Annotated in this window: 28 protein-coding genes and 1 pseudogene; 11 read left to right on the top strand and 18 right to left on the bottom strand. The window is 67.0% G+C overall.

Annotated elements, in window-relative coordinates; genetic code table 11:
• Positions 1–274: 274 nt before the first annotated feature.
• The 4 genes from LC407_RS19570 to LC407_RS19585 form a co-directional block, all read right to left on the bottom strand.
• Entirely contained in the window at positions 275–1,591 is a 1,317-nt protein-coding gene (locus tag LC407_RS19570; RefSeq protein ID WP_223483444.1) for an ABC transporter permease, read from the bottom strand.
• A 13-nt stretch (positions 1,592–1,604) separates the two neighbouring features.
• Positions 1,605–2,762, bottom strand: a complete 1,158-nt coding sequence (locus LC407_RS19575) for an FtsX-like permease family protein (protein WP_032978283.1) — start codon at positions 2,760–2,762, stop codon at positions 1,605–1,607.
• A 14-nt stretch (positions 2,763–2,776) separates the two neighbouring features.
• Entirely contained in the window at positions 2,777–3,466 is a 690-nt protein-coding gene (locus LC407_RS19580) for an ABC transporter ATP-binding protein (protein ID WP_025878346.1), read from the bottom strand.
• A 117-nt stretch (positions 3,467–3,583) separates the two neighbouring features.
• Positions 3,584–4,831: an efflux RND transporter periplasmic adaptor subunit gene (locus LC407_RS19585; protein ID WP_140227881.1), complete on the bottom strand. Its 1,248-nt coding sequence runs from the start codon at positions 4,829–4,831 to the stop codon at positions 3,584–3,586.
• A 202-nt stretch (positions 4,832–5,033) separates the two neighbouring features.
• Between LC407_RS19585 and LC407_RS19590 the strand changes: the two are divergent.
• The 3 genes and pseudogenes from LC407_RS19590 to LC407_RS19600 all read left to right on the top strand — a co-directional run.
• A pseudogene (locus LC407_RS19590) lies at positions 5,034–5,342 on the top strand (ATP-binding cassette domain-containing protein); the annotation flags it as partial.
• 33 nt (positions 5,343–5,375) lie between these two features.
• On the top strand, positions 5,376–6,590 hold the full coding sequence (locus LC407_RS19595) for a sensor histidine kinase (RefSeq protein WP_223483445.1): 1,215 nt from the start codon (positions 5,376–5,378) through the stop codon (positions 6,588–6,590).
• Positions 6,587–7,189, top strand: a complete 603-nt coding sequence (locus LC407_RS19600; RefSeq protein WP_025878350.1) for a response regulator transcription factor — start codon at positions 6,587–6,589, stop codon at positions 7,187–7,189. The genes LC407_RS19595 and LC407_RS19600 overlap by 4 nt, the downstream gene beginning before the upstream one ends.
• Before the next feature lie 511 nt (positions 7,190–7,700).
• On the opposite strand, the gene LC407_RS19605 is transcribed toward LC407_RS19600, so the two are convergent.
• From LC407_RS19605 to LC407_RS19650, 10 genes are all read right to left on the bottom strand, one after another.
• Positions 7,701–8,237: a cytochrome b gene (locus tag LC407_RS19605; RefSeq protein ID WP_088100728.1), complete on the bottom strand. Its 537-nt coding sequence runs from the start codon at positions 8,235–8,237 to the stop codon at positions 7,701–7,703.
• Positions 8,234–9,340, bottom strand: a complete 1,107-nt coding sequence (locus LC407_RS19610; RefSeq protein ID WP_223483446.1) for a catalase family peroxidase — start codon at positions 9,338–9,340, stop codon at positions 8,234–8,236. Before LC407_RS19610 ends, LC407_RS19605 begins: the two co-directional genes overlap by 4 nt.
• A 168-nt stretch (positions 9,341–9,508) precedes the next feature.
• Entirely contained in the window at positions 9,509–10,876 is a 1,368-nt protein-coding gene (locus tag LC407_RS19615; RefSeq protein WP_223483447.1) for a M17 family metallopeptidase, read from the bottom strand.
• A gap of 3 nt (positions 10,877–10,879) precedes the next feature.
• On the bottom strand, positions 10,880–11,608 hold the full coding sequence (locus LC407_RS19620; RefSeq protein WP_025878355.1) for an HAD-IA family hydrolase: 729 nt from the start codon (positions 11,606–11,608) through the stop codon (positions 10,880–10,882).
• Positions 11,609–11,670: 62 nt separating this feature from the next.
• Positions 11,671–12,141, bottom strand: a complete 471-nt coding sequence (locus LC407_RS19625) for a hypothetical protein (RefSeq protein WP_032978295.1) — start codon at positions 12,139–12,141, stop codon at positions 11,671–11,673.
• Positions 12,142–12,238: 97 nt separating this feature from the next.
• Positions 12,239–13,345, bottom strand: a complete 1,107-nt coding sequence (locus LC407_RS19630; RefSeq protein ID WP_025878356.1) for an AI-2E family transporter — start codon at positions 13,343–13,345, stop codon at positions 12,239–12,241.
• Between the two features lie 67 nt (positions 13,346–13,412).
• Positions 13,413–13,850 carry a hypothetical protein gene (locus LC407_RS19635; RefSeq protein ID WP_025878357.1) on the bottom strand — a complete coding sequence of 146 codons (438 nt, stop codon included), beginning with the start codon at positions 13,848–13,850 and terminating at the stop codon, positions 13,413–13,415.
• On the bottom strand, positions 13,847–14,317 hold the full coding sequence (locus LC407_RS19640) for a phage holin family protein (protein WP_025878358.1): 471 nt from the start codon (positions 14,315–14,317) through the stop codon (positions 13,847–13,849). The genes LC407_RS19635 and LC407_RS19640 overlap by 4 nt, the downstream gene beginning before the upstream one ends.
• An 8-nt stretch (positions 14,318–14,325) precedes the next feature.
• Positions 14,326–14,688 (bottom strand): hypothetical protein, encoded by a 363-nt coding sequence (locus LC407_RS19645; RefSeq protein ID WP_025878359.1) that lies wholly within the window; start codon positions 14,686–14,688, stop codon positions 14,326–14,328.
• 104 nt (positions 14,689–14,792) lie between these two features.
• The gene (locus tag LC407_RS19650) at positions 14,793–16,226 is read right to left on the bottom strand and encodes a Do family serine endopeptidase (RefSeq protein WP_025878360.1); all 1,434 of its coding nucleotides are present in this window, start codon (positions 16,224–16,226) and stop codon (positions 14,793–14,795) included.
• A gap of 489 nt (positions 16,227–16,715) precedes the next feature.
• Between LC407_RS19650 and LC407_RS19655 the strand changes: the two genes are divergently transcribed.
• Positions 16,716–17,630, top strand: coding sequence for a histone (locus tag LC407_RS19655; RefSeq protein WP_223483448.1), 915 nt, complete (start codon positions 16,716–16,718; stop codon positions 17,628–17,630).
• Between the two features lie 139 nt (positions 17,631–17,769).
• The gene (locus tag LC407_RS19660) at positions 17,770–18,468 is read left to right on the top strand and encodes a hypothetical protein (protein ID WP_223483449.1); all 699 of its coding nucleotides are present in this window, start codon (positions 17,770–17,772) and stop codon (positions 18,466–18,468) included.
• A gap of 15 nt (positions 18,469–18,483) precedes the next feature.
• On the opposite strand, the gene LC407_RS19665 is transcribed toward LC407_RS19660, so the two are convergent.
• Entirely contained in the window at positions 18,484–18,843 is a 360-nt protein-coding gene (locus LC407_RS19665) for a DUF1428 domain-containing protein (RefSeq protein WP_025878363.1), read from the bottom strand.
• Between the two features lie 278 nt (positions 18,844–19,121).
• Here LC407_RS19665 and LC407_RS19670 point away from each other — a divergent pair, with 278 nt between their 5' ends.
• The gene (locus tag LC407_RS19670) at positions 19,122–19,694 is read left to right on the top strand and encodes an Ax21 family protein (protein WP_025878364.1); all 573 of its coding nucleotides are present in this window, start codon (positions 19,122–19,124) and stop codon (positions 19,692–19,694) included.
• Between the two features lie 191 nt (positions 19,695–19,885).
• Entirely contained in the window at positions 19,886–20,563 is a 678-nt protein-coding gene (locus LC407_RS19675; protein WP_025878365.1) for a response regulator transcription factor, read from the top strand.
• 9 nt (positions 20,564–20,572) lie between these two features.
• Here LC407_RS19675 and LC407_RS19680 read toward each other — a convergent pair whose 3' ends face one another.
• Positions 20,573–20,962 carry a DUF6165 family protein gene (locus tag LC407_RS19680; RefSeq protein WP_223483450.1) on the bottom strand — a complete coding sequence of 130 codons (390 nt, stop codon included), beginning with the start codon at positions 20,960–20,962 and terminating at the stop codon, positions 20,573–20,575.
• Between the two features lie 165 nt (positions 20,963–21,127).
• Here LC407_RS19680 and LC407_RS19685 point away from each other — a divergent pair, with 165 nt between their 5' ends.
• Positions 21,128–21,826: a TorF family putative porin gene (locus LC407_RS19685; protein ID WP_223483451.1), complete on the top strand. Its 699-nt coding sequence runs from the start codon at positions 21,128–21,130 to the stop codon at positions 21,824–21,826.
• On the opposite strand, the gene LC407_RS19690 is transcribed toward LC407_RS19685, so the two are convergent.
• Entirely contained in the window at positions 21,823–23,016 is a 1,194-nt protein-coding gene (locus tag LC407_RS19690) for an MFS transporter (protein ID WP_223483452.1), read from the bottom strand. The two genes, LC407_RS19685 and LC407_RS19690, sit on opposite strands and share 4 nt — an antisense overlap.
• Positions 23,017–23,115: 99 nt before the next feature.
• Here LC407_RS19690 and LC407_RS19695 point away from each other — a divergent pair, with 99 nt between their 5' ends.
• Complete coding sequence (locus tag LC407_RS19695) at positions 23,116–24,003, top strand: LysR family transcriptional regulator (protein ID WP_223483453.1); 888 nt, start codon at positions 23,116–23,118, stop codon at positions 24,001–24,003.
• On the opposite strand, the gene LC407_RS19700 is transcribed toward LC407_RS19695, so the two are convergent.
• A complete protein-coding gene (locus LC407_RS19700) occupies positions 23,972–24,439 on the bottom strand; it encodes a DUF1456 family protein (RefSeq protein WP_025878370.1) in 468 nt (155 codons plus the stop codon). The genes LC407_RS19695 and LC407_RS19700 overlap by 32 nt on opposite strands.
• A gap of 85 nt (positions 24,440–24,524) precedes the next feature.
• On the opposite strand from LC407_RS19700, the gene LC407_RS19705 reads away from it, so the two are divergent.
• A complete protein-coding gene (locus LC407_RS19705; protein ID WP_080150422.1) occupies positions 24,525–25,019 on the top strand; it encodes a hypothetical protein in 495 nt (164 codons plus the stop codon).
• Between the two features lie 88 nt (positions 25,020–25,107).
• Entirely contained in the window at positions 25,108–25,860 is a 753-nt protein-coding gene (locus LC407_RS19710; protein ID WP_025878372.1) for an SDR family NAD(P)-dependent oxidoreductase, read from the top strand.
• Positions 25,861–25,919: the final 59 nt, after the last annotated feature.

The raw sequence follows: 25,919 nt of genomic DNA on the forward strand, positions 1-25,919 counted from the left end.
CACGCGCGATGCGTTTGCGATGGGCAGAGGCACCGATAGCGGCGGTGTTTGCGCAATCTGTAATCGTTGTTGCGTGCGTACACGCATCCATCCACGCATGGCGTGGATCTACTGCAACAACGTCGGCGTCCACACCATGCGGATGGGCCAGTAGATCCACGCCATGCGTGGATGGGCCAGTAGATCCACGCCATGCGTGGATGACGTGCAAAAAAAAGGGCCGGAGCCTTCGCTCCGTCCCCTGCGCAACGTCCATTCAATCAATGCGTGATGCTCAGGTCTCGCGCAGCGCCGTGGTGATCGGCAGGCGTGCCGCGCGCAGTGCCGGGAACAACCCGCCCACCAGGCCGATGCCCAGCGCCCACTTCAGCCCGCTCCACAGCAGTTCCGGCGATACATGGAACTTGAACACTACCGCGCTGAAGTTGCTGCCGATGGTGGACACGCTGTAGCCGTTGAACAGCAGCCATGCCACCGCGCAGCCAAGCAGTCCGCCGAGCAGGGCCAGCAGCATGGTTTCCAGCATCACCGCAGTCACCACCGGCAGGCCACGGAAGCCGATCGCACGCATGGTGGCGATCTCGCGTGCGCGCGTCGCCACGGCGGCATACATGGTGTTGAGCGCACCAAACACAGCGCCTACGGCCATGATGGTGCCGATCACCTTGCCGAGGATGTCGATCAGCTTGGTCAACCCACCACCCTGCTTGCTGTAGTAGACGCGGGTGGTTTCCACGTCCAGCTTCAGGCGCGGATCGGCGGCCACGGCGGCCTTGAACTGCTCGAAGCCGGCCTTGCCGTCGGTACGCACGCTGATCGACTGCCAGGCACTGCGCTGGTAGGTGGTGGCCAGCGTGTCGGCGTCGGTCCACAGTTCCGAGTCATGCGCATCGCCGGTAGCGAACACGCCCACGACCGTCCAGGTCTGGTTGCCCAGGGTGAGCGTTTTGCCAACATCCATGTCGCGGAACTGGCTCCTGGCGCCCTGGCCGACCACGATCTCGCGCAGGCCGGCGGCGAACCGGCGGCCTTCGACGATCTTGACCCTGTCATGCACGGCCCACGCCTGCGGGCCGACACCGCGGAACTGCGCATTGACGTCGGTGCCATCGGCCTTGGACACCAGGTTGACCACCTGCGAGAGTTCCGGCGACAGCAGCGGCCGCCCCTGCGCATCGCGGGTGATGCCGGGCAGGGTGGACAGCGTCGGGACCTGTTCGCGGGTGATGACCGAGTTGGTCTCGGCCTGCGAACCGCCGCGCAGCACGATCGCGGTGGTGTCATCGCCGGTGTTGTTGAGCGTGGCCTGGAAGCCTTCGCCCATCGCCAGCATCGCGACCAGTACGCCGACCACGCCGGCGATGCCGACCACGATCACCGAGGAGGCACCCCAGCGTTGCGGCAGGCTGGCGATGCCGATGCGGGTGGCGGCCAAGGCCAGCCGGCCACTGCGGGTGAGCGCCAGCCACAGCCCCAGCAGCACCGCGATGGCGGCGACGCCGATCCACGGCAGGCTGATCCAAACCACCAGGCCAACGACCAGCAGCAGCACGGTCACCGCGTTCCCCAGCCACTTCTTGAGCTTGTTCATGTCGGTGTCCTCTTCAGCGGCCGGCGAGCGCGTCGACGATCTTCAGGCGCTTGGCGCGCAGTGCGGGCAGCAGCCCGACCACGATGCCGATCACCACGATCAGGACGATGCCCACCAGCCAGGTCGGCGTCGGTACGTGCGGCGGCAGCATGCCCATGCTCTTGGGGCTGATGGCCGGCAGGATCAGCGCCGCCAGGCCCATGCCGATCAGTCCACCGAGGCCGATCAGCAGCACCGATTCGACCATCACCAGGGTCAGCACCGTGCTGTCCTTGAAGCCCAGCGTCTTCAGCGTGGCCAGTTCCGGAACGCGCTCGCGCACCGCCTGGGCCATGGTGTTGCCGGTCAACAGCAGCAGGGTGAAGAACACCGCGCCCATGATCGAGGTGACGATCATGCCGATGTCGGCGAACTGTTTCACGAACGCCTGCTGGAACGCCGATTCGGTCTGGGTCTTGGTTTCGTGGTCGGAGTTGGCCGAGATCGCATCGATGGCCTGCGCCACCCTCGACGACTGCTCCGGGTTGTCCAGCGTCACCGTGTACCAGCTCACCTGGTTCTTGATGTAGTCGTTGGACTCATCGAAGTACTTCCAGTTCATCATCAACTGGCGTTCTTCATTGGCCGCCAGTGCGCGATCCTTCGAGCGATAGATGCCCTTCAGTTCCAGCGGCCAGTCGTTGCTGCCGCCACGCGGGAAGATGGTGGCCTGCAGCGGGATGGTGTCGCCGATCTTCCAGCCGAACTGCTTGGCCAGCGTCTCGCCGACGATCGCGCCGGTACGGGTCTGCTGCCAGTCCTGCAGCTGCGCCGGGTCGATCTGCAGCTCGCGGTAGACATCGAAGTAGTTGGGCGCCACCGAGAAGTTGGGGAAGAAGTTCTTCGGGTCCTGGTAGATGCCGCCGAACCACATGCCGTAGGTGACATCGCGCACGCCGCTGACCTGGCGGATCTGCGTTTCCAGGCGGATCGGCAGCGACTGGGTGATCGACAGGCGCGAAGCCACCACCAACCGGTTGGCACCTTCCACACTGCCACCGGACGAGAACGCCACGCGCACCGAGTCGAGCATGCCGAACAGCAGGAACGCGGCCACCACCGACAGCAGGGTCAACAGGGTGCGGGTGCGGCTGCGGAACAGCTGCGCCCAGACCAACGAGAAGTATTTCATCGCTGTGGCCTCCGTCAGTGGGCCAGCGGCGCGTCGGCCAGCTCGCCCTTGTCCAGGTGCACCGTGTGGGTGGCGTACTCGGCGGCCTTCGGGTCATGGGTGACCATGATGATGGTCTTGCCGTGTTCGCGGTTGAGCTGCTGCAGCAGGCCGAGGATCTCTTCGGCGGACTGGCGGTCAAGATCGCCGGTAGGTTCGTCGCAGATCAGGAAGGTCGGGTCGGAGACGATCGCGCGGGCGATCGCCACGCGCTGCTGCTGGCCGCCGGACAGTTCGTTGGGGCGATGGCTGCGGCGGTCTGCCAGGCCGACCAGGGTCAGCGCGATCTCGGCATTGCGCTTGCGCTGCGCCGCGCTGAGGTGGGTCAGCAGCAACGGCAGTTCCACGTTCTTCTGCGCGGTCAGCATCGGCATCAGGTTGTAGAACTGGAACACGAAGCCGACATGGTGGCTGCGCCACGTCGACAGCTGGCCGCCGCTCATCTGGTCGATGCGCTCGCCTTCGATGCTGATCTCGCCGCCGGTGGGGTTGTCCAGGCCGCCGATCAGGTTGAGCAGGGTGGTCTTGCCGGAACCGGACGGGCCCATCAGCGCGACGAAATCGCCGCTGGCGATATCCAGGTCGATGCCGTGCAGCACCTGCACCTTTTCGGGGCCACGCTGGTAGGTCTTGGTGATGTTGCGCAGTGAAACCAGGGTCGACATGGGTGGTTCTCCACGAAAGGCGGGAAACGGGGATGCGTCCCGGCCAACGGCCGGCACGCGTCGAACAGTGGTGCTTTCCAGCGGTACTGCCGGTGGCGCCATGCGGGCGCCGGGCCGTTACTGCGCTTGCTTCTGCTTGACCCTGGTGCCGTCGCGCAGGGTGTCCGGCGGGTTGACCACCACCGACTCTCCTGCGCTCACGCCCTTGAGGATCTGGCGGTCCTTGCCCATCGCCTGGCCCGCCTCGACCGTGCGTTGCTGCACACGGTTGTCATCGCCCAGTGCGAAGGCCACCGACGCACCCTCACGCTCGACCACCGCAGTGGCCGGAACGCGCACGCCCTGCGGCTTGGCTTCGGTCTGCGGCTTGGCCTGTTCCAGGAAGCTGACCCGCACGCCCATCTCCGGCACGATGCGCGGGTCTTTCACCTTCAGTGCCACCCGCACCTTCACCGTGGCCTTGCCGCGGTCAGCGGTGGGAACGATGGCGATCACCTCGGCCGGGATCTTCCAGTCCGGGTAGGCGTTGAGCGTGGCTTCCACCGGCATCTTCGGCTGCACGCGGCCGATGAAGGCTTCGCCGACCTCGACTTCGATCTCCAGCGATTCCATGTCGACGATGGTGCCGATGCCGGTACGGGTGAAGCCACCACCGGCGGACAGCGGCGAGACGATTTCGCCGGGCTGCGCGGCCTTGGCGGTGACCACGCCGGAGAACGGCGCGCGCACGATGTTGTTGTCCACGCCAAGGTCGGCGATGGACAGCTGATCGTTGGCAACCTTGACGTTGCGTCGTGCGGTTTCCAGCTGCGCACGCAGGCTGTCACGCTGGGCCACGGCCTGGTCGTACTGCGAACGCGAGATCAGCTGCTGGCCGACCAGCGCCTGCAGGCGGCTGGCTTCAGCGGCGGCCTGCTTCTGCTGGGCTTCCAGGCCGACCACCTGGCTGCGTGCGGCCTGCAGCTGCGAGGCGTACAGGTTGCGCTGCGCGTCGGCATCGATCGGGTCCAGGGTGGCCATGATCTGACCCTGTTCCACCCGCATGCCTTCTTCGATCATCACCTCGCGCACCTTGCCGGTGATCTTGGCCGACACCGTGGCCATGCGCCGGGCGACCACGTAGCCGCTGGCGTCGAGCACTGAGCTGCTGGCGCTGCCCTGCTGGATGGCCACCGCCGGCGCGGTGTCCACTTCCACGGTGGGCGCGCGGCCGAACAGTGCGAATGCACCACCGGCCAGCAGCACGATGATCACGGCCACGGCGATCCACAACCAGCGGCGGCCACCACTGCCGCCACTGGAGGCGGGCGGCGGCGACTTGCGGTCGATACGGAGTTCCTTCAACAGCTCGGCAGAAGCGTTCATTCGTTCCATCACAGGCGTTCGGGCGGGTGTGACCGGAAGGGCAGGCAGCGGCGGTTCCGGCGGTGGAGCGTGCGGCACAGCATGAAGGCAGGTGCATCGGCGATGGCAGTGACAGCTGTCATCCGATGTCATTGACGGCGGCAACTGCGAAATGTGACCACGGCGGCACAGGATGGCAACGTCCCCGCTACCCGTACCGCCCATGGATACGATCGCTCCGTCGCTGGCCCGCCTGCAGCAGGTGCAGGTGCGTTACCGCGACCATACCGCCCTGCACGGCATCGACCTGCAGGTGCGCGCTGGCCAGGTATTGGCCCTGCTGGGCCGCAACGGTGCCGGCAAGAGTACCGCGATCAGCGTGCTGTTGGGCCTGCGCCGTGCCGACGCCGGCCAGGTCGAGCTGCTGGGCGGTGATCCGCAGCAGCGCGATCAGCGGCTCGGCCTCGGCGTGATGCTGCAGAGCACCAGCCTGCCGCCGATGCTGCAGGTGGATGAACTGGTGGCGCAGGCGTGTCGGCGCCTGTGCCGGGTCGGCTGAACTGGCATGATCGGCAGCGATCGTCCCCGCCTGGAATCTTCCGTGCCACCGAGCTGGCTTGCGTCCCTGCTGCGCCCTGCCCCGGATTCGGCGGTGGCCGAACTGCTGCGGCGTGGCAAGTCGCCCTGGAGTGGTGCGATCCACCTGCTGTGGTCGGTCTGGATCTTCCTTACCCCGGTGCTCGGGAATGGCTTCACGCTGCGCTGGCTGTTGCTGACGCTGGCCAGCTATCCGTTGTTCCTGCTGTTCTATGCCAGGGTGATGCTGGCGCCACGGCACCACGCCTGGCGCTACGCCCTGGGCATGATTGCGATGGCCCTGGTGCTGCTGCCGTGGTATCCGTCGGGACTGAGCTACTTCGTGTTCGGCTGCGTGATGATCCGCATGAGCAGCCGCGGCGGCTGGTGGGTGTACCTGTTGCAGCTCACTGGCCTGAATCTCCTGTTCTGCAGCACCGCGCTCTACTTCGGTTATCCGTGGCAGGCCATGGTGTGGATGCCGGCGGTGTCGTTCATTGTCGGGCTGGTGGTCAACGTGGAGGCCTTGAGCCATCAGCGCGACGTTGCCCTGCAGCTGTCCCAGGACGAGGTGCGGCGCCTGGCGACCACCGCCGAGCGCGAGCGCATCGGCCGTGATCTGCATGACCTGCTGGGGCATACGCTGTCATTGATCACGCTGAAGCTGGAACTGGCGCGCAAGCTGTACGACCGCGATGACGCGCGTGCCCGGCAGGAAATCGGCGAGGCCGAGGACATTGCCCGCGAGGCGCTGGCGCAGGTACGCAGTGCGGTCACCGGCATCCGCGCCAGCGACCTGGCCGGCGAACTGGCCTCGGCACGCCTGCTGCTGGAATGCCAACAGGTACACCTGCAGTACATGCCGCCGCCACCGATGCCAGTGGAGGTAGAGCGTGGGCTGGCACTGGTGCTGCGCGAGGCGGCGACCAACATCGTGCGCCACGCGCAGGCGACCCGGGTGCAGGTGGATTTCATGCTTGAGGACCGACAGTTGGTGATGCAGATACGCGATGACGGCCGTGGTGGTGTGCAGGCCGAGGGCAACGGATTGTGTGGCATGCGTGAGCGCGCAGCGGCGCTGGGTGGCCAGTTGACGCTGCAGTCGCCGCGCGGGGAAGGCACGCTGCTGACCGTGCGCGTGCCCCTGGTGGCCGCGACTACGCCGCTGTCGCCGGCATCGCTGGCACAGGGAGACGCGGCATGATCCGCATATTGCTGGCCGAGGATCAGGCGATGGTGCGTGGCGCATTGTCGGCGTTGCTGGGCCTGGAACCGGATATCGAGGTACTGGGCAGTGCTGCCGACGGCGAAGCCGCCTGGCGCATGCTGCAGCAGCTGCAGCCGGACATCCTGGTCACCGACATTGAGATGCCGGGGCTGAGCGGGCTGGAACTGGCCCAGCGCATCGCCCGCCATGAACTGCCGATCAAGGTGGTGATCGTGACCACCTTCGCCCGTGCCGGTTTCCTGCGTCGCGCATTGGAAGCGGGCGTACTGGGCTATCTGCTGAAAGATGCACCGGCCGAGAACCTGGCCGAGGCACTGCGCAAGGTGAAGCAGGGCATCCGTGCGATCGATCCGCAGCTGGCGCTGGATGCGTGGTCGCAGGCCGACCCGCTGACCGACCGCGAACGCCGCGTACTGCGCCTGGCGGGCGAGGGCCGCACCGCCAGCGAGATCGCCGAGCAGCTGGGGCTGTCGCACGGCACGGTGCGCAATTACCTGTCCGAATGCATCGGCAAGCTGGGCGTGGCCAACCGGATCGAGGCGTACCGGCTGGCGCGGCAGAAGGGGTGGTTGTAGCGGGGCGTCACTTTTCTTTTCGCGTGAAAAGAAAAGTAACCAAAAGAAACACGCCGCCGGCCGCGAGCCGGTGCTGCGCACCGGTACCCTGCGCTTCTCGGTCCGTCGAGGGAGGGCGCGGGAACTCGCTGCGCTCAGACATCGGCGCCTCTTCGCCCTCGCCGGACCTGTGGTGCTCGGCTCGCTCAAGGCGGAATGGAAGGTAAAGATCAACGGCAAAGGCATCCACGCATGGCGTGGATCTACTGGGTGCAGCTGCGGCTTTTGACGTTGGGTCCGCCTTGTAGCGAGCCGAGCATCGCAGGGGAATCAGGGGCGAAGAGGCGCCGATGTCTGAGCGCAGCGAGTTCGGCGCCGTCCCCTGATTCACCGAGAAGCGCAGGGTACCGGTGCGCAGCACCGGCTCGCGGCCGGCGGCGTGTTTCTTTGGTTACTTTCTTTGCACGAGCAAAGAAAGTGACACCCCTCCGCAGTCGCGGAAAAGGGCAGCCGGGAACCCCGGCGAACCCATTCAATCCTTCCCGCGTGCCATCGCCTGGAACACGCCATCGCGGCGCACCCACAGGTGGAACAGCGCCGCACCCACGTGCATCAGCACCGTGGCGAACAACACGTATGCCAGCAGGCTGTGCGCATTGCGCAGCGCGGCGTACAGCGCTGGCGTGTGCGGCACGATCGGCGGCAGGTGCAGGCCACCGCCCAGCACGATCGGGTAGCCGCCGGCCGACAGCATCGCCCAGCCGATCAGCGGCATCGCCAGCATCAACGCGTACAGCATCCAGTGCGAAGCCTTCGCCGCCAGCACCTGCCACGCGGGAAGATCCGCTGGCAGCGGCGGTGGGCGATGGCGCAGGCGGTTGTACAGGCGCAGCACCGCCAGCAGCAGGATGGCGATACCCAGCGGCCGGTGCAGGTCGATCAGCATGGGGCGCAGGTGCAGCGAGGCGACCATGGTCACGCCGATGAACAGCATGGCGATGATCATCAGCGCCATGGACCAGTGCAGCACCCGGGCGAGCGGGTTGAAGTGGCCGTTGCCGGTACTCATCGTGCTTCCCCCTTCGTTTGTGCCGCCGCACCGCTGGCGCGCTCGCGCTCGCGGCGGTTGAACGACTGCGAATACACCGCCGAGCGCGCAGCCAGGATCGGGTCGTCGCTGCCGCGCACGCCGCTGGGCACGATCAGCGGATCGAAGTTGAGCTGGCCGCAGGCGGCTTCTTCCTGCGACTGCATGCGGTCGAGGCTGAGCACGCCCGCCACCACCTGTTCGCGCGATTCAGGCCACGGCACCGAGGGATCATCGATGGCATCGCCCGGCGCGGCCAGGCTGACCACCAGGTTCCAGCGCACCGGGCCGGTGGCCAGGCGCTGCTGCAGTTCCTGGCTGAGGAAATCGACATTGGCCTGCTTGCGTGCCTCTGCATCCATCTCCACCAGCGGCGCCTGCGGCTGCCAGCGCCAGCGCACCGCGCGTTTCTGCCCCTGCGCGTTGGTGAACCAGAAACTGTTGACACTGTTGAAGGTGGTGTTGGCCCAGCTGCTGGTCCACGGTGCGCTCTTGGCCCACTGCTGGAAGGCCTGTGCGCTGGGGTACCTGGCCAGCACGGCCGCCATCTTCTGCGGGTCGGGCTTGCCGGTGGCCGGATCCGGAATCTGCGCGCGGGTCTGCTCGTAGAACGCCTCGGCGGTGGGCACGGCGAAGAACGGGAAGCTGTTCATCGCCATCCGCCATTCCTGCCCGTCATCGCCCACCAGCTGCACGGCGATGCTGCGCACGCGCGCGCTGCCATCGGCGCCGTGCGGATCGCCGCCGCCGATCGACAGCCGGCCCAGCACCGGAACCTTCGCCTGTGAGAACACCCGTGCGCTGGACAGCGTGGGCGCCTGTGCGCTGGGTTCGAACCAGCCGCTCACGCACACCCCTTTGCTGTGCGCGCGGCGGAAGCCGGGATGTGCAGGGCCGGTGGCCTCGATGGTGTCGGTGAAGCGCTGTGCGGTCAGCCGGTCGCGGCCGATCCAACCGGCCAGCCAGGCGAAGGCGAGGGCAACGATGCCCAGGATCAGTGCGATCAGCGCGATCCAGGGCAAGGGCGAATGCCGGCGCGGCGCGCTCGGCTCCTGGCCGGCGCGGGTGTAGCGGAAGAGCGACATGATCGAAGTCCTGCCTTCACGGATGTGTGGGTGGGCGACCACCACATCCTCGCAGAACCCGGCCGGGGCCGAAATTCAATTTTTCGTCAGATTTGCAGGGTGATGCAGTGCCGACCAAGGTCGGCACCCACCGGCATGGGTAGCGCCGGGCCATGCCCGGCAGCTCCATCAGCTGTAACGTGCCTTCAGCATCGTCCACGCCGAACGCAGGGCCAGGGCTTCGCCACCGGCCGGGCGGCCCGGGCGCTCGCCATCGTTCCAGGCATACACGTCCAGATGTGCCCAGCGCTGTCCGTCTTCCAGGAAGCGTTCCAGGTACAGCGCGGCGGTGACCGAGCCGGCCATGCGCGAACCGGCGTTGGCCAGGTCGGCGATGCCGCTGCTCAGGTAACGCAGGTACGGACGCCACAGCGGCATGCGCCACACCGGGTCACGGGTGGCGTCGCCAGCCTGCAGCCACTGCTGGGCAACCGTGTCATCGTTGCTGAACAGCGCCGGCAGGTCCGGGCCCAGCGCGATGCGTGCCGCGCCGGTCAGCGTGGCGAAGTCCAGCACCAGGTCCGGCTTCTGCTCACCGGCGAACGTCAGCGCGTCGCACAGGATCACCCGGCCTTCGGCATCGGTGTTGTCGATCTCCACGCTCAGGCCCTTGCGGGTGGCGATCACTTCGCCCGGGCGGAAGGCATCCGGGCCGATCGCATTTTCCACGGCCGGTACCAGCAGGGTCAGGCGCACCGGCAGCTGCTGGGCCATCACCAGCCCGGCCAGGGCCAGCGCGTGTGCGGCGCCGCCCATGTCCTTCTTCATGTTGCGCATGCCATCGGCCGGCTTGATGTCCAGGCCGCCGGTATCGAAGCACACGCCCTTGCCGACCAGTGCCAATGCCGGGTCGGTCTCCTTGCCCCAGCGCAGCACGATCAGCCGCGGCGCACGGTGCGAGGCACGGCCCACCGCATGGATGGCCGGGAAGTTCTGCGCCAGCAGTTCGTCGCCGGTGATGGCTTCCACCTGCGCGCCATGCGCTTCAGCCAGGGCACGCGCGGCGTCTTCCAGCTGCTGCGGGCCCATGTCTTCGGTCGGCGTGTTGACCCAGTCGCGCACGCGCAGGCTGGCGGCGATCAGGTCGGCCACTTCGCCGGTCGGTGCAGCCACCAGCTGGGCCGGCGCGCGGTTGCGCTTGCGGTAGCGGTCGAATCGGTAGCTGCCCAGGCCCCAGCCCAGCTGCAGCAGCGCCTGCTCGGCGGCCGGCAGTTCGCTGGCCAGCTGCCACACGCTGCCTTCCGGCAGGGCATGCGGTGCATGGGCGTAGCTGTAGGCGTCGGCACGATCACCGACGCCGATCACCGCGCCAGCCAGGCCATCGGCGCCGGGCAGCAGCGCAACCGAATGCGCGCCCGCAGTGAAGCCCTGCGACTTCAACCACGCCTGGGTGGCAGCAGATTGGTTGTTCTTCCACGCCTCGAACTGGCTGCGGTCCAGCACGTGCAGCGGCAGTGCGGCGGTGGTGTCGGCGGTGAAGCCAGTGATCTCGCTCATGCGTCAGGTACTCCGGGATGCGTCAGCGTCGGCGGCGTCGAGGTTGGCATCGAGCCAATCGGCCAGGCCGGTGAGGGTGTCGAACTGCAGGTCAGGCTGCAGCTGCGGATGGTTCCAGGTGGCCGCTTCGCGGTTGATCCAGCAGCCGCGCAGGCCGGCAGCCATCGCGCCGGCCACGTCCATCTCGACGTGGTCGCCCACGTGCAGCACCTGCGCCGGGGCGACGCCCAGGCGGTCGCAGGCAGCGTGGAAAATGCTCGCTTCGGGCTTGGCCGCGCCATGCTCGCGGGCGCCCAGCTGGAAGCTGAAGTGATGGGCCAGGCCGATCCGTTCCAGATCGGCATTGCCGTTGCTCAACGCGGCCACCGGCACCCGCGCGGCGATACGCGCCAGTGCGTCGAGTGCATCGGGGTAGCACTCCACCTGGTTGCGCGCGGCGTAGAACACTTCATACGCCGGCTCCAGAAGATCCAGGCTGGCGCCACTGTTTTCCAGCGCCTCCTGGATCGTCAGCCGGCGCAGCGCGCTCAGGTCGAAATGCAGGTGTGGGTTGTCGCGGAACGAGCGCTCGCGCAGTTCGCGCATGGCCGCCACCGGATACATCGCGGCGGTGGCGGGGCTGTGTTCGCGCATCCAGTCGAACAGGACCTGGTCGATGCGGGCGCCGATCGGAGCGAACGGCCACAGCGTATCGTCGAGGTCGAGGGTGATGGCAAGGACAGGGAATTTCACCCCGCCATTCTACGCCTGCCCGCGCGGGCTTTCATGCGCGCGGCGGGCAGGCGCTGCCGCCGTCAGTGGCTGCGCAGGTCGTAGGAGCAGTACAGGACGGTCTGGCCATCGACGCGATCCACGCTCAGGTCATGCCTGCCCACTTCGCGCCGGTAGCCACCGGCCACCGGCGGCGGCATCTTCGCCAAGGCGGCGACCTTGCTGATTTCCGCGCTGCCGAAGTACGCCGTGTAACTGTCCACGCCATCCTCGCCGCTGGAGCCGTCGTAGGAGGTCACATGGGTCACCGGCAGGCCAAGCACCATCAGCGGCGAGGCCAGTGTGTAGCCGTCGTCGTACTCGTCCCTGGTCTTGGCCCCGGCGGGCATCAGCACCTTGGCCATGGCATCGAACTGTTCGGGCGTGAGATGGCGCTGGCAGGTGATGGCCTCCACCAGCTGGGTGCGGGCCACTTCCGCACTGGGCGGGGCCGCGGCGAAGGCGGGGGCGGCCAGGCAGGTCAGGGCGAGGCATCGACGCGCGAAAGAGAACATGGGGAGGGTTCCATCCTGGGAAAAAGCGGGCGCATATTCTGCCAGCCTTCGCCGTCCCACCGTTCCTCTCCCCGCACGCCCGTCGATGGAGCGCGCCTCACTCCAGCAGCCGCGCCCAGCCGTGCATGCCGTCCAGCCGTGCCAGCACCAGCTTGATGCAGACCAGCAGCGGCACCGCCAGCAGCAGGCCGATCATGCCCCAGGCCCAGCCGAACACCATCAGCGCCAGGATCAGCACCAGCGGTGACAGTTTCATCTGCCGGCCAAGCACGATCGGCGTCACCAGCTGCCCTTCCAGGGTATGCAGTGCCAGGTAGGCGGCCGCAGGCAGCAGTGCCTGCAGCGGGTCGCGGAACTCGACAAAGCCCATCAGCAGCATCAATGCGACGCCGAGCAGCGGGCCGACATAGGGCGCGAAATTCAGCAGCGCCGCCACGGTTCCCCACAGCAGCGCCTCCTGCAGGCCGATGCCCAGCAGCATCAGCACCCCGGCCAACAGCAGGCCGACCACCGTGTTGATCACGCTGATGGTCAATACGTAGCGCGACACCTCATGCTCGATCGAGCGCAGGATGTCACTGGTGAAACGCTGCTGCTGCCGGTTCGGGAACAGGGCGATCGCTGCACGCTGCAGGCTCTGGCCGTAGATCATGAAGAACAGCGTCAGCAGCACGACGGCCAGCACCGAGGCGGCCAGCCGCGGCGCACGGGTGAGCATCCGGTAGGGGTCGTCCAGCTGGGTGCGGATCACCTGCACCTTGCGGTTGCCGTCGCCGCCGGCCACGCGCGCGAAATTCTCTGCGGCCTGGTTGGCCTGCTGCACCGGCTTGGTCAGGTCCTGCACCTGGCGCGCAACCTTGCGCAGCTGCTGCGGTGCTTCCTGTGCCCAGTCCATCGCCGGGCCGATCAGCTGCACAGCCAACGCACCCGTCACGCCCAAGCCGGCGCCCAGCACCAGCAGGGCGCCGAGCGCGCGCGGAATCCACAGCTTCTGCAGCAGGCGCAGGATGGGGTTGCCGACCAGGGCGAAGAACATCGCCAGCAGGACCGGCAGGATGATGTCCTGCGCCGCCCACAGGGTGAACGCCACGGCCAGGGTCGCCAGGATCACCAGCGACATCGGGCCACGTGGGCGCGAGGGCGGCGGCAGGGGTGCGGACTCGTCCGGCGCAGGCGACGACGGGGACAACAGGGACTCGCTCATCGACGCACCGACCAGAAAGAGAAGCCCATTATCGGCCCGCCGCGATCAACGCGGCGGGTAAGGTTCGTCAACGTTCGGACATCTCGGTCGCCGCTTCGGCCGGACGGGGCTCACGCAGCTCGGGCTCGGCCACCGGGCGTGCTGCCGGTCGTGCCGCAGCGGCGGGTGGCGGCCCGGCCGCCTCATCCACCTGGTCGGCGGCATCGTCTGCGGTTTCCGCCGCCTGCGCCGCCACCACCGAAGCAAACGCGGCCTGGGCGCTGGCGAACAGGCTGGACACCGAACCGACCATCTGCAGCCAACGCGCTCCGTTGACCTTGCCCGGAACCTCCAGCTTGCCGGCGATGAACCCGCCGGCCAGACCCACCACCACGATGCGCAGTGGCGACCAGCCCTGTCGCCAGACCTGGCTGAGCACGTTCCAGTGGTCCTGGGTCTCGCCGAGGCGCACGGCCATCACCTGTTCGCAACGTTTCACACGCCGCTGCAGTGCACCGAACTTCATGGCTTGCCCTCCGGAATCTGCACCCCGGCATCGGGATCATCATCGGTGGGCTCATCGAACAGGCCCAACCGGGACAACTGACGCCGGGTGGCGTGCATGCCGGTGTGGTGGAAGAAGTAGGAAACGCGCCATATCGCATAGCCGGTGACGGCCAGGCTCAGCAGCGAGGTGATCAGCAGGGCCTGCAGCCAGCTCAGGCCGAAGCTCTGCAGCAGGGCGATGAGGGTGGCGGCCAGCAACAGCCAGGCCGACGCACCGAACACGATGGCGACGCCGGCCCAGGCCAATGCGCGGCCGAATGCGCTGCGCGCCAGCGCGAAGTCCGCCGACGCCAACCGGCGCAGCGAACGCAGTGAGTGCTTGGCCGAATCGGCAGTCGCCCGGCCGGCTGCGCCGACCTGGCGGATGCTTTCGTCCAACGGCGGCGTGGCCGCCGGATCAGGACGTTGCGTGGTGTCTTCGCTCACGCCGCAGCTTACTTGTCGCTGCCGCGGGCCAGCTTGGCGATGATCCAGCCGGTAGCGAAGGCCACGCCGAACGAGGCCAGCGGACGTTCGCGGATCAGCTCAGCAGCGCTGTCGATCAGGTCCTTGCCCTTGTCCATCAGCGCGTCGACCTGTTCCTTGGCGGCGGCACCACCGAACTCGGCAGCAGCCAGGCCCGACAGCGCGCTGTCGGAAAGTTCAGCCTTGACGTTGGCCTTGCCGATGCGCAGTTCGTCGGTCGCGGCGCCGGTAGCGCCCTTGATCGCACCGCCGGCAGCGCTGGCGGCCTGCTTCAGGTGGGAACCGGCTTCACCCAGGTGGTCCTTCAGGTTCTCGGTATTGGTGGGGCTCATCGAATCACTCCTGTTGCGATGGGGGAACGGGCGATCGGCGCTTGGCCGACCTGGACGTACAGCAATAGCATCACGTGGGTATAGGGGGCGTTACGGCCAGGCGATCAGCGCATCACCAACTGGCCCTGCTGCTGGCCATTGTTGCGCAGCACGCGCAGCACCAGGGTGGGCGGGCGCTGCTGGAAATTGGCGCGCCAGCTGGCCAGGTCGGCGAACTCGCCCACCGTGGCGTCGGTGATGATGTCGCCCTGCTGCAGGCCATTGGTCGCGGCGCGGCTGCCGCGCTTGACCTCGCTGACCAGCACGCCGCCCACGCCAGACTGACGCAGCGATTCGGGCAGGTCGACGAAGCTGGCACCGGTCAGGCGCGGGTCCAGGCTCTCGCCGCTGACCACGCGCGCCTGTTCCTTCAGCGTTGCCTTGATCTGCAGCGGCTTGCCTTCGCGGCGAACGTCCAGGGTCAGCACGCTGCCCACCGCCGCCAGGCCTTCCACGTTGTGCAGTGCTTCGGCACTGTCCACGCGCTGGCCGTTGGCCGATACCACCACGTCGCCCGGCTTAAGTCCTGCGGCGGCACCGGCCGAACCGGCCAGCACGCGGGTTACCAGGGCGCCGCGGGTTTCGCCCAGGCCCAGGCCCTGCGCGATCTGCGCGCTCAGGTTCTGGCTTTCGATGCCCAGCGTGCCGCGCACCACCACGCCATGCTTGACCAGCTGGTCGACCACGCTGCGGGCCAGGTTCGACGGAATCGCCAGGCCCAGGCCGATGTTGCCGGCCATGCTGCCCTGCGGGTTGAAGCTGGCGGTGTTGATGCCCACCAGCTGGCCCTGCAGGTTGACCAGCGCGCCTCCGGAATTACCCGGGTTGATCGATGCATCGGTCTGGATGAAGTTCTGGTAGCCCAGCCCGCGGATGCCACTGCGGCCCACCGCCGAGACGATGCCCGAGGTGACCGTCTGGCTGAAACCGAACGGATTGCCGATCGCGACCACGAAGTCGCCCACCCGCAGCTGGTCGCTGTTGCCCAGCTTGATGTCGGTCAGGTTCTGCGCCGGAATGCGGATCAGCGCGATGTCGGTGTCGCGGTCCGAGCCGAGGAACTCGGCCTTCACCGTGCGCCCGTCGGCCAGTGTCACCTGCACGTCATCAGCGTTGTCGATGACGTGGTGGTTGGTCAGCACCAGGCCTTCGGTGGCATCGATGATGACGCCCGAACCGAGTGACTCGTTGATTCGCTCCTGCGGGATGTCCGGGAACAGGCGGCGGAAGAACGGGTCGTTGAAGAACGGGTTGCGTACCCGCACCACCTGCTTGGTGTTGACGCTGACCACCGCCGGCATCGCCTTTTCCAGCATCGGTGCAAGCGAAGGCACCGCCTGCCCGGCGACCGCGGCCGGCAGCGCTGCGGAGGTGGGCAGTACCGCCGGCAGCGGAGCGGCATCGGCACGGTTGTCCAGGTGCGCATTGAGGCCGGTGGCAACGAAGCCGCCGAAGGCAGCGGCGATTGCGAGCGTAAGCAGGGTGGGAAGCGGTCGCATGGGAGTCGGTTCGCAGGCTGAGGTTGGGGCCGTTGACGCATACGGTAGAACAAGCTGAATGAGTGTGTCGCGATCTGGATAAATGCCCCATGAAAATCCGACCCCCACCGCAGGCGCCGGAAAGCTGACGCGCGCACCACAACGCTGTTCGCGACAGCCGCGAGCGAGCGCCGCAAGGCACGCCGGCAGCGCCCTGATACACCGCGACACTTGCGCAGTTCCGCGCATCCCGACCTTGCGATGACGCTCAGTGCTGCGCGGATGTGTGGCTGCTGCCAGTGCCTGCATCGGCACGCCAGCAGCAGGCAGGCTGCGCAGCACACTGCTTAAAAAAAGGGATTTCCTGACTGCGGGGCACGTCAGCCGCCGCTATCGCTTACTCCAGTTGCGTCGCACCGGATGCGATTGGCCGGTCGTGCCCGTTCCACGATAGCCATTGTCGGTATAGCATCGCCCCGTTTTGACAATCCAGGCCCCTAGGAGGGCAACATGAGCAACGGTAATGGTGTGTCGGTCGTGACCGACGCCGTCGAGAACGTGAAAGAAACCGCCACCAACGTCGGCGAGACCATCGCCCACGCCGCCGAAGACGCAGTGAAGTCGGTCAAGAAGACCGTCAAGCGCGCCCGCAAGGCTGCCACCACCCGCGTCGCCAAGGCCAAGAAGGTCGTGGCCAAGGTCGAGAAGACCGTTGCCAAGAAGGCCGAGAAGGCTGCCAAGTCGGTCGGCAAGACCGTTGCCAACGCCAAGAAGAAGCTGGAAGCGGCCAAGAAGAACGCCAAGGCCGAAGCGGCTGCCCTGAAGAAGGAAGTGGCCAAGAAGAAGGCGGCTGCCGGCAAGACCGTGACCAAGAAGGCTGCTGCTGCCAAGAAGACCACCAAGGCTGCCGGCAAGAAGGTCGCTACCGTGAAGAAGGCCGCCACCAAGAAGGTTGCGACCGCCAAGAAGGCTGTGGCAAAGAAGACCGCTGCTGCCAAGAAGGTTGTCGGCAAGAAGGTCGCTACCGCCAAGAAGGCTGTGGCCAAGAAGACCGTGGCCGCCAAGAAGGTTGCCGGCAAGAAGGTCGCTACCGCCAAGAAGGCTGTGGCCAAGAAGACTGTCGCTGCCAAGAAGGTCGTCGGCAAGAAGACCGCTGCTGCCAAGAAGGTTGTCGGCAAGAAGACCGTCGCTGCCAAGAAGGTCGTCGGCAAGAAGACCGTCGCTGCCAAGAAGGTTGTCGGCAAGAAGACCGCCACTGCCAAGAAGGTTGTCGGCAAGAAGACCGCTGCTGCCAAGAAGGTTGTCGGCAAGAAGGTCGCTGCTACCCGCAAGACGGTCGCCAAGAAGGCTGCACCGCTGAAGAAGGCCGTGGCCAAGAAGGCTCCGGCCAAGAAGGCCGTGCGCAAGGCTGCCAAGCGCAAGTAAACGCGCGTGGTTCGAAGGCCCTTCCGCTCATCGGGCGGGAGGGCCTTCTGCGTTTTCGGGGGGGGACTGATCATTGCCTGGCGTGGATCTGCGGCAGCAGCCTGGGGCAAGATGAAGGTCTTCCGCAGGAGCCCTGACCATGCGCGGCATCGATTTCAGTTCCTGGCAGGGCGTGCTGTCCACCCTGGCCGGGTTGGTCCTGATCACCCTGCTCGGCGTGGGCATCCGCCTGCTGGTGATGCAGACCCTGCAGCAGCGCCGCGAACGAGAGAACCGGCAGATCAATGAGCGGCTGCGTACCTTGATGGCGGCCTACAAGACGCTGGGCGGCTCCTTCACCGGTGAACTGGGGGTCGATCCAACCCACCTGCGCGACCTGCGCCAGCGGGCCCACGAAGAAGGCATCGCCGAGCCGGGCTCGGATCGGGCCCGGCGCATCCGCGATGCGGTCGAAGCGGCCTTGTCGGACATCCTGCTGCTGGGCACCGACGAGCAGGTACGGCTGGCCGCGCGCGCTGCCAGTGAACTGGCACAGGGGCGTGCGGTGCACACACACGAACTGGTGATCTCGCTGCGCGACTTCGTCCGCGAGGCGCTGGACCTTGCGCCGGTACCGGGCGACCTGGAGATCCCGCGCCAGGGGCCTACCCGCCCTGCGGGCAGCGGTGGCGGAAGTGGCAAGGGCCGCAACGAGGGCGAAGCCAAGGGCGGTCGCACCGGTGGAGGTGGCGGCGGTGGCGGCGGCATGGGTGCCGGAATGGGCGGGCTGGGTGTTGGTGCCGGTGCTGCGCTGGGTGCCGGCCACGCGGCCGGTGAGGATGAAGCGGGCGCCCGCTGAGGACGCCCGCCCGGGTCAGCGCTTGAGTTCGAAGATCGGCTCGAATCCGCCGTAGATCATCCGTGCACCGTCGAACGGCATGGGATTCTTCGACGGGTCCAACCGCGGGTCTTCCATCATTTTCTGCATGCCTGCATCGCGGGTGGCCTTGTCCGGCCACTCGATCCAGGAAAACACCACGGTCTCCTCCGCCGTGGCTTTCACCGCGCCGAAGAAGTCGGTGGTCTTGCCGTGCGGCACGTCATCGCCCCAGCACTCGACCACGCGCAGCGCGCCGTGTTCGAGGAACACCACGTCGCCGCTGCGCGCGTGGGCGAGGAACTTCTCCTTGTTGGCGGTGGGCACCGCCAGGACGAAACCATCGATGTAGCTCATCGCTTGCCTCCGGAATGGACCGTGCCAGGTGCACGGCCTTCATTGAGTCGACGCTTCAGGGCGCGGCAAATCGACATCGATTGCCGCGCCATTGAATCGAAGCGCGTGCGCGTACCGCGCGCGTATGCCTGAGCCTTGCTGAATCAATGCAAAAAATTCAGCAATGCGAAGACCGCTGTTTTCAGGGAGCGTTGTGGCGAATAACGGAGAATTTACATTCCCGATGCGATGGCGCCCTGGCGCTGCTGCACACCATAAGAAAGTAAAGGTGTACCCCCATGAAGAATTCGCTGATTGCTCTGGCTCTGGCCGCTGCCCTGCCGTTCACCGCTTCGGCCGCCGAGAACCTGTCCTACAACTACGCCGAGGCTGACTACGCCAAGACCGACGTTGACGGCATCAAGGCTGATGGCTGGGGCGTGAAGGGTTCCTACGGCTTCCTGCCGAACTTCCACGCTTTCGGCGAGTACAGCCGCCAGGAAGTCGACCACACCAACATCAAGGTTGACCAGTGGAAGGTCGGTGCCGGCTACAACGTCGAAATCGCTCCGTCGACCGACTTCGTTGCCCGCGTCGCCTACCAGAAGTTCGACCAGAAGCACGGCCTGGATTTCAACGGCTACAGCGCTGAAGCCGGTATCCGTACCGCGTTCGGTGCCCACGCTGAGGTCTACGGCCTGGTCGGTTACGAAGATTATTCGAAGAAGCACGGCGTCGACATCGACAGCCAGTGGTACGGCCGTCTGGGTGGTCAGGTCAAGCTGAACCAGAACTGGGGCCTGAACGGCGAGCTGAAGATGAACCGCCACGGCGACAAGGAATACACCGTCGGCCCGCGCTTCAGCTGGTAATTGCATCTACGGCGCGCCCGCGCGCTGTTCGTGCTGAAACAGGCCCGGCATTGCCGGGCCTGTTGCGTTGTGGGGAATCAGAACAGAGTCTGACTGCGATGCGCGGCGTCATGTTGCATTGCAATGAATTGGATTCCGCCACCGCCAGTGGCGGCCTACGGTGGATATCCCGTGCTGCCGGATACACCGCGATGCCGCCCGTACTCCCACCGCTGCTCCCCGACCGGCCGCGCCGTCTGGCGCTGCTGGATCCGCATCCGGTGCTGCGGCTGGGGGTGGAAGTGCTGCTGCACCAGCACAGCGGCGTGCACGTGCGCGGCAGCTACGCCAACGAAGATGACCTGGTGGAACTGCTGCAACGCGAACCCGGCTGCGTTGACCTGCTGGTGATCGATGCGCTGCCGCTGGGGGATCTTGGCGACGGGTTGCAGCTGCTGCGCGGATTGTCCCGGCGCTGGCCCAGCCTGCCGATACTGGTGCTGTCGGCGCACTGCAATGCCAGCACCGTGGCCACGACGATGCAGGCCGGCGCACGCGGCTTCCTGTCCAAGGCGACCACGCCGGAAATGCTGCTGCGCGCGGTGGACGTGGTGGCCCGCGGTGGGCGGTTCGTGCCCCCGGAGCTGCGCACGCAGCTGAATCGATCGCGCGCGCGGCGCATGTCGGCGCCCAGCCTGACGCCACTGAGCCGGCGTGAACGCGAAGTGCTGCGGCTGGTGCTGCAGGGGTGCAGCACCGGCGAAGTGGCCCGGCGCTTCCAGCGCTCGGCCAGCACCATCAGCACGCAGAAGAAAGCGGCCTACCAGAAGCTCGGCATCCGCAGCGATCTCGAACTGTTCCGCATCCGCCACCTGCTGGAGTGTGGCTGACGGGCGCGCTTACTCGCCCTGGTACTGCTTTTCCTCGACCAGCGCCGAACCGGCAACACGGTTGATCTCGTTCTTCACCTGCACGCGCTCGCCGTTGGTGCCGTACACGCCGCGCGCCAGCTGGATGAACGCCTCGTCGAATACCTGAGCCGCTTCCTTGTCGCGCAGCTGGTCCTGGATCTCCCACATGCGCTCGTTGATGGCCTTCAACTGCGTCTTCAGCGCGGCCAGTACCGGCTGCGCGTCAAGCTGCTGCTGCAGCAGCGGCAGCAGGCCGTCAAGCTCGGTGCGCACGTTGGCCAGCTTGGTCGCATCGTCGATGCGCTCGGCCTTGATCTCGAGAATGGTGATCTTGTCGATCAGCTCGCCGATCGATACCGGGGTCAGGATGGCGTCCACGTGGTTGGTTCCTGGAAATAGGCCCGCATGATACCGCGCCCACCGCAGCGCGGATTTACGCTGAATTTGCGCTGGCACGGCGGCATCGCCATCGAACCGTTACGGCCCTGCCATCGACACTGCCGTCCCGGCGGACAGACCGCCTTCGACGAGGAAGTGAGTGCAGTGAAGAGCAAGGGGATGATCGTGGCCAGCGCGGCCGCACTGGCGGGGCTGCTGTGCGCCGGCAGCGTGCAGGCGCAGGTGCAGGTAAGTGGCACGGCGGCATTGACCAGCGACTATGTCTGGCGCGGCAGTTCGCAGAGCGAGGGCGATCCGGCCGCGCAGGTGGGGGCAAAGGTGACGGTGGGTTCGGGCTGGTATGCCAGCGCATGGGGCTCGAATGTCTCGTTCACGCCGGACAGCGGGGCACGCAGCGAGTTCGATCTCGTCGCCGGCTGGTCCGGCGCGCTGTCGCCGGACTGGAGCCTGGATGCGAACCTCACCCGGTATGTCTATCCGGGCACTGGCCGCGCACTGGACTGGACCGAACTCAATGTCACCACCACCTGGAAGCAACGCGCCTGGCTGCAGGTTGCCCACTCCAACGATGCCCTGGCCGGCGGCCGTCGCGGCATCTACGCACAGCTGGGCGTGCGGGTGCCGTTGAACGAGCGCGTGCGGTTGGAAGCGGCGGTGGGGCAGTACTGGCTGGCCACCGCGCAGGGGCCGGACTACCTGCATGGCCAGCTCAGTGCCATTGCTACGTTGACGCCGGCCTGGGAACTGCGCGCCACCGTGCATGACACCGACAGCGCCGCCAAGCGTCTGTTCCCGGGCAATGCCGGTGGACGCTGGGAACTGGCGCTGCAGGGCAGCTTCTAGTCGGCCGACGCGGCCTGGCGGGTGCGCCAGGCGCTGGGCAGCCACACCAGCAGGGCCAGTACCGCCACCGCGGTACCGGCCACGCACACGCCGGTCCAGCCGAAACGCTGGTAGACCTGTGCCGACAGCAGCGAGCCCAGCGAACCCCCGATGAAATAGCCGGTCATGTAACCGGCATTGAGGCGGTTGCGTGCCTCCGGCTGCAGTGCGTAGATCAGGTTCTGGTTGCTGACATGCAGCAGCTGCGCGGCCAGGTCCAGCACCACCACGCCGACCAGCAGCGCCAGCAGCGAATGCGCCGAGAGCCCCAGAGGCAGCCAGGACAGCAGCAACAGCACCAGCGCAATGGCCGTGGCCCGGCCGGTCTGGCCACGATCCGACATGCGCCCGGCAAGGCCGGCAGCCAGCGTACCGGCGGCACCGACCAGCCCGAACAGGCCGATGGTGGCGTCGCTGTAGGCATACGGCGGCTGCGCCAGCAGGAAGGCCAGTGGCGTCCAGAAGATCGCGAACATCGCAAAGCTGCACGCGCCGAGCAGCGTGCGCTGGCGCAGCACCGGTTCCTGCACGAACAGCGTGCCGATCGAGCGCAGCAGCGCGAAGTAGCTCAGCCCGGCGCTGTGGTGGAAACGCGGCAGGCCGCGCTGCAGGGCCAGCGCGGTCAGCACCAGCGTACCTGCAGCGATCGCATAGACCAGGCGCCAGTCGCCCAGGCTCGACAGCAGCCCGGCCACGGTGCGTGCCAGCAGGATGCCCAGCAGCAGCCCGCTCATCAGCGTACCGACCACGCGGCCGCGATGCTCCGGTGCGGCCAGGGTGGCGGCGAACGGCACCAGCACCTGCGCCACCACCGAGAACAACCCGGTGATCGCGGTACCGGCCAGCAGCCATGGCAACGACGGCGCGCACGCGCTGATCACCAGCCCGCTGGCCGACAGCAACGTCATCACCACGATCAGCCGGCGGCGCTCGAACAGATCACCCAACGGCACCAGCAGGATCAGGCCAGCGGCGTAGCTCAACTGCGCAGCGGTCACCACCATGCCGACCTGGCCGAAAGGCACGCCGAAGGCATCGGCGATGGTATGCAGCAACGGCTGCGCGTAGTAATTGCTGGCCACCGCGATACCGGTGGCGACCGACATCAACAGGATCTGCCAGCGCTGCAGGGGAGGAAGGGAAGGGGACACGCGATGTTCCGTGAAGCAGGGCAGCACAGTGTCCGCCTGCTGCTCTCATGATGGAAATGAATCATCATCATCGCTGTCATCTGAAATTGAGATACGGGTGTGAACCTCAAGCAGCTCGAGTTCGCCGTGGCCCTGGCTGAAGAGGGCAACTTCACCCGTGCGGCCGCGCGCTGCCACGTCGTGCAGTCCGCCCTGAGCCATCAGATTGCCCATCTGGAGCAGGAGCTGGGCACGGTGTTGTTCGAGCGGCTGCCGCGCCAGGTGCGCGCCACCGCGGCGGGAGAGGCGTTGCTGGTGCACGCCCGGCAGGTGCTGGCCAGCCTGCGCCACCTGCGTGCCGACGTCGCTGCCGTCAGTGGTGACGTGCGCGGGCTGCTGGCGATCGGGCAGATCTCGTCGCTGACCGGCGTCGACGTGGTGGCCATGCTGGCTGCCTTCCAGCAGCAGCACCCGCAGGTGGAGTTCCAGTTGCGGGTGGACAAGAGCGAGACCCTGCTGCAGCAGGTGCAGTCGCGCGCACTGGACGTGGCGCTGGTGGGGCTGGCGCCGTCGGCCCATCTGGAGGGCGTCTGCCACCAGATGCTGCAGGAAGAGGATCTGGTGGCCGTGCTGGCGCCGCAGCATCGGCTGGCCACGCGCCAGCGGTTGCCGTTGGCGGCGCTGCAGGATGAGGCTCTGGTCGATTTCCCGCGGGGGACCGGCGCGCGCCGGCAGACCGATGATGCGTTCGCCGCAGCGGGCCTGCCGCATCAGGTGCGTTTCGAGGTCAACCTGATGGAACTGATCGAGCGCTTCGTCCGCCACGGCCTGGCGGTGGGCATCGTGCCGGTGCGGATCGCCGACGGTTTTGAAGGGGTGGTGCAGGTGCCGCTGCAACCGACCCCGACCCGGCGCGTACATCTGGTCTGGCAGCGCCTGCCGACGCCGGCCGCACGCGCCTTCGTCGACGCCGTGCTCAGCTGCGCAGGCGCAGGCTCAGGCCCTTGAGGAAGTTGCGCAGCATCTGGTCCAGGCAGCGCCGGTAGTTCTTGTGGCCGGGCTGGCGGAACAGCGCGCCGAGTTCGGATTTGGAGACGTTGAAGCCGATGCTGGTGAAGATCTCCATCATGTCGACATCGCGCAGCTGGAAGGCCACGCGCAGCTTCTTCAACACCAGGTTGTTGTCGATGCGGGTTTCCACCGCGCGCGGCGCCTGGCCCTCATCGTGACCGCGCAGGTGCAGGATCAGGCCATCGAGGAAGTGCGCCAGCGCACTGTCGCTCATCGGCTGGAAACCCGGCTCGTCTTCACGCAGCAGCCAGGCCTTGGCCTGGTCGACATCCACTTCGAACGCCGGATCGGCCATCTGGCACAGGGTCACCACGTGGTGGTCGCCGAGGTCCAGGGAATAGCGCACGCTGCGCAGTACATCATTATTGATCATAGCCCATTGTACCGGCCCTGCGGCTGTAACCGGACTGTCACCGGATTGCAGCATCGTGAGCGCTGTTCTGCAGAGACCCTCTCCGATGCGCCGGTACCTCCTTTCCGTTCTGCTGGCCGCCAGCAGCTTCGCCGCCACCGCCCAGGACCGTTTCGTGCCCGTGGAGCAGCGTCTCAGCGCGGCCCAGCTGGCCGAAGTGGGCCTGGACGCGACCCAGCTGCAGACCCTGAACCGCGTGCTGCGCGAGGCCGAGGCATCTACGCCCGTACCCACGCGGGCGGCGGTTGCGGCCAACACCGGCGCGCCGTTGCCGGCCAACGTTCCCGCCCCGGCGGCGATGCACCTGGGCCTGGAAGAGGGGCCGGTCAGCGCCCGCGTGGTCGGCGACGTTGCGGGTTGGCAGCCGGGCACGGTGTTCACCCTCGACAACGGTCAGCAGTGGCAGGTGATGAAGGGCCAGATGAAGCTGCGCAAGACCCTGCAGGCACCGCAGATCGAGGTGATTCCGGGCATTGCCGGGCGCTGGTTCCTGCAGGTCGACGAAGATCTGCCGAAGGCACGCGTGTTCCGCCTGCGCTGACCGCGCGCACCGCAGCGGGCCGATCAGGCAACGCAGCCGTGGGCCGACGGTGCCAGAATGGCGGTCTGGTTTCCCACGGAGTTGTCTGATGACCCGAACCGTCCTGATTACCGGCGCCACGTCCGGCTTCGGCGCCGCTGCCGTACACCGCTTCGCCCAGGCGGGCTGGAAAGTGATCGCCACCGGCCGTCGCAGCGAACGCCTGCAGCCGCTGGTCGAGCGCTACGGCAAGGAGGTGGTGCACGCGGCCGTGTTCGACGTGCGTGATCCGGTCGCGATGGAAGCGGCACTGCTGGCGCTGCCGCCGGCCTTCGGTGACATCGATCTGCTGGTCAACAATGCCGGTCTGGCCCAGGGCACCGCGCCGGCGCAGAGCGCCAGCCTGAAGGACTGGACGACGATGATCGACACCAACATCACCGCGCTGGTCACCCTGACCCATCGCCTGTTGCCGCAGCTGGTGGAGCGCAAGGGCGCCATCATCAACATTTCGTCGGTGGCCGGTGTCTATCCGTATCCGGGCGGCAACGCCTATGGCGGCACCAAGGCGTTCGTCAGCCAGTTCTCGCTGGGCCTGCGTTCGGACCTGCACGGTACCGGTGTACGCGTGACCACCATCGAGCCGGGCATGGCCGAAACCGAGTTCACCGTGGTCCGCACCCATGGCGACCAGGTTGCGTCGGACAAGCTGTACACCGGCGCCAACCCGATGACCGCCGAAGACATCGCCGAGCAGATCTTCTGGGTGGCGAGCCTGCCCCCCCACCTGAACATCAATCGCCTGGAACTGATGCCGGTCAGCCAGTCGTTCGCCGGTTTCCAGGTTGCCCGCGAGAGCTGATCCGCTGTCTGCAGCGTCGAGCCCGGCGCTGCACGGGCAAAAAAAAAGCCGGGCAATGC

Source organism: Stenotrophomonas sp. OVS01A, from assembly GCF_019969775.1.
In the GTDB taxonomy this organism is placed as follows: Bacteria; Pseudomonadota; Gammaproteobacteria; order Xanthomonadales; family Xanthomonadaceae; genus Stenotrophomonas; species Stenotrophomonas indicatrix.

Excerpts from the sequence above, each read along its gene's own strand:
- LC407_RS19570 (WP_223483444.1), bottom strand. The coding sequence starts at position 1,591 with ATGAACAAGCTCAAGAAGTGGCTGGGGAACGCGGTGACCGTGCTGCTG.
- LC407_RS19575 (WP_032978283.1), bottom strand. The coding sequence starts at position 2,762 with ATGAAATACTTCTCGTTGGTCTGGGCGCAGCTGTTCCGCAGCCGCACC.
- LC407_RS19580 (WP_025878346.1), bottom strand. The coding sequence starts at position 3,466 with ATGTCGACCCTGGTTTCACTGCGCAACATCACCAAGACCTACCAGCGT.
- LC407_RS19585 (WP_140227881.1), bottom strand. The coding sequence starts at position 4,831 with ATGAACGCTTCTGCCGAGCTGTTGAAGGAACTCCGTATCGACCGCAAG.
- LC407_RS19595 (WP_223483445.1), top strand. The coding sequence starts at position 5,376 with ATGATCGGCAGCGATCGTCCCCGCCTGGAATCTTCCGTGCCACCGAGC.
- LC407_RS19600 (WP_025878350.1), top strand. The coding sequence starts at position 6,587 with ATGATCCGCATATTGCTGGCCGAGGATCAGGCGATGGTGCGTGGCGCA.
- LC407_RS19605 (WP_088100728.1), bottom strand. The coding sequence starts at position 8,237 with ATGAGTACCGGCAACGGCCACTTCAACCCGCTCGCCCGGGTGCTGCAC.
- LC407_RS19610 (WP_223483446.1), bottom strand. The coding sequence starts at position 9,340 with ATGTCGCTCTTCCGCTACACCCGCGCCGGCCAGGAGCCGAGCGCGCCG.
- LC407_RS19615 (WP_223483447.1), bottom strand. The coding sequence starts at position 10,876 with ATGAGCGAGATCACTGGCTTCACCGCCGACACCACCGCCGCACTGCCG.
- LC407_RS19625 (WP_032978295.1), bottom strand. The coding sequence starts at position 12,141 with ATGTTCTCTTTCGCGCGTCGATGCCTCGCCCTGACCTGCCTGGCCGCC.
- LC407_RS19630 (WP_025878356.1), bottom strand. The coding sequence starts at position 13,345 with ATGAGCGAGTCCCTGTTGTCCCCGTCGTCGCCTGCGCCGGACGAGTCC.
- LC407_RS19635 (WP_025878357.1), bottom strand. The coding sequence starts at position 13,850 with ATGAAGTTCGGTGCACTGCAGCGGCGTGTGAAACGTTGCGAACAGGTG.
- LC407_RS19645 (WP_025878359.1), bottom strand. The coding sequence starts at position 14,688 with ATGAGCCCCACCAATACCGAGAACCTGAAGGACCACCTGGGTGAAGCC.
- LC407_RS19650 (WP_025878360.1), bottom strand. The coding sequence starts at position 16,226 with ATGCGACCGCTTCCCACCCTGCTTACGCTCGCAATCGCCGCTGCCTTC.
- LC407_RS19655 (WP_223483448.1), top strand. The coding sequence starts at position 16,716 with ATGAGCAACGGTAATGGTGTGTCGGTCGTGACCGACGCCGTCGAGAAC.
- LC407_RS19660 (WP_223483449.1), top strand. The coding sequence starts at position 17,770 with ATGCGCGGCATCGATTTCAGTTCCTGGCAGGGCGTGCTGTCCACCCTG.
- LC407_RS19665 (WP_025878363.1), bottom strand. The coding sequence starts at position 18,843 with ATGAGCTACATCGATGGTTTCGTCCTGGCGGTGCCCACCGCCAACAAG.
- LC407_RS19670 (WP_025878364.1), top strand. The coding sequence starts at position 19,122 with ATGAAGAATTCGCTGATTGCTCTGGCTCTGGCCGCTGCCCTGCCGTTC.
- LC407_RS19675 (WP_025878365.1), top strand. The coding sequence starts at position 19,886 with ATGCCGCCCGTACTCCCACCGCTGCTCCCCGACCGGCCGCGCCGTCTG.
- LC407_RS19700 (WP_025878370.1), bottom strand. The coding sequence starts at position 24,439 with ATGATCAATAATGATGTACTGCGCAGCGTGCGCTATTCCCTGGACCTC.
- LC407_RS19705 (WP_080150422.1), top strand. The coding sequence starts at position 24,525 with ATGCGCCGGTACCTCCTTTCCGTTCTGCTGGCCGCCAGCAGCTTCGCC.
- LC407_RS19710 (WP_025878372.1), top strand. The coding sequence starts at position 25,108 with ATGACCCGAACCGTCCTGATTACCGGCGCCACGTCCGGCTTCGGCGCC.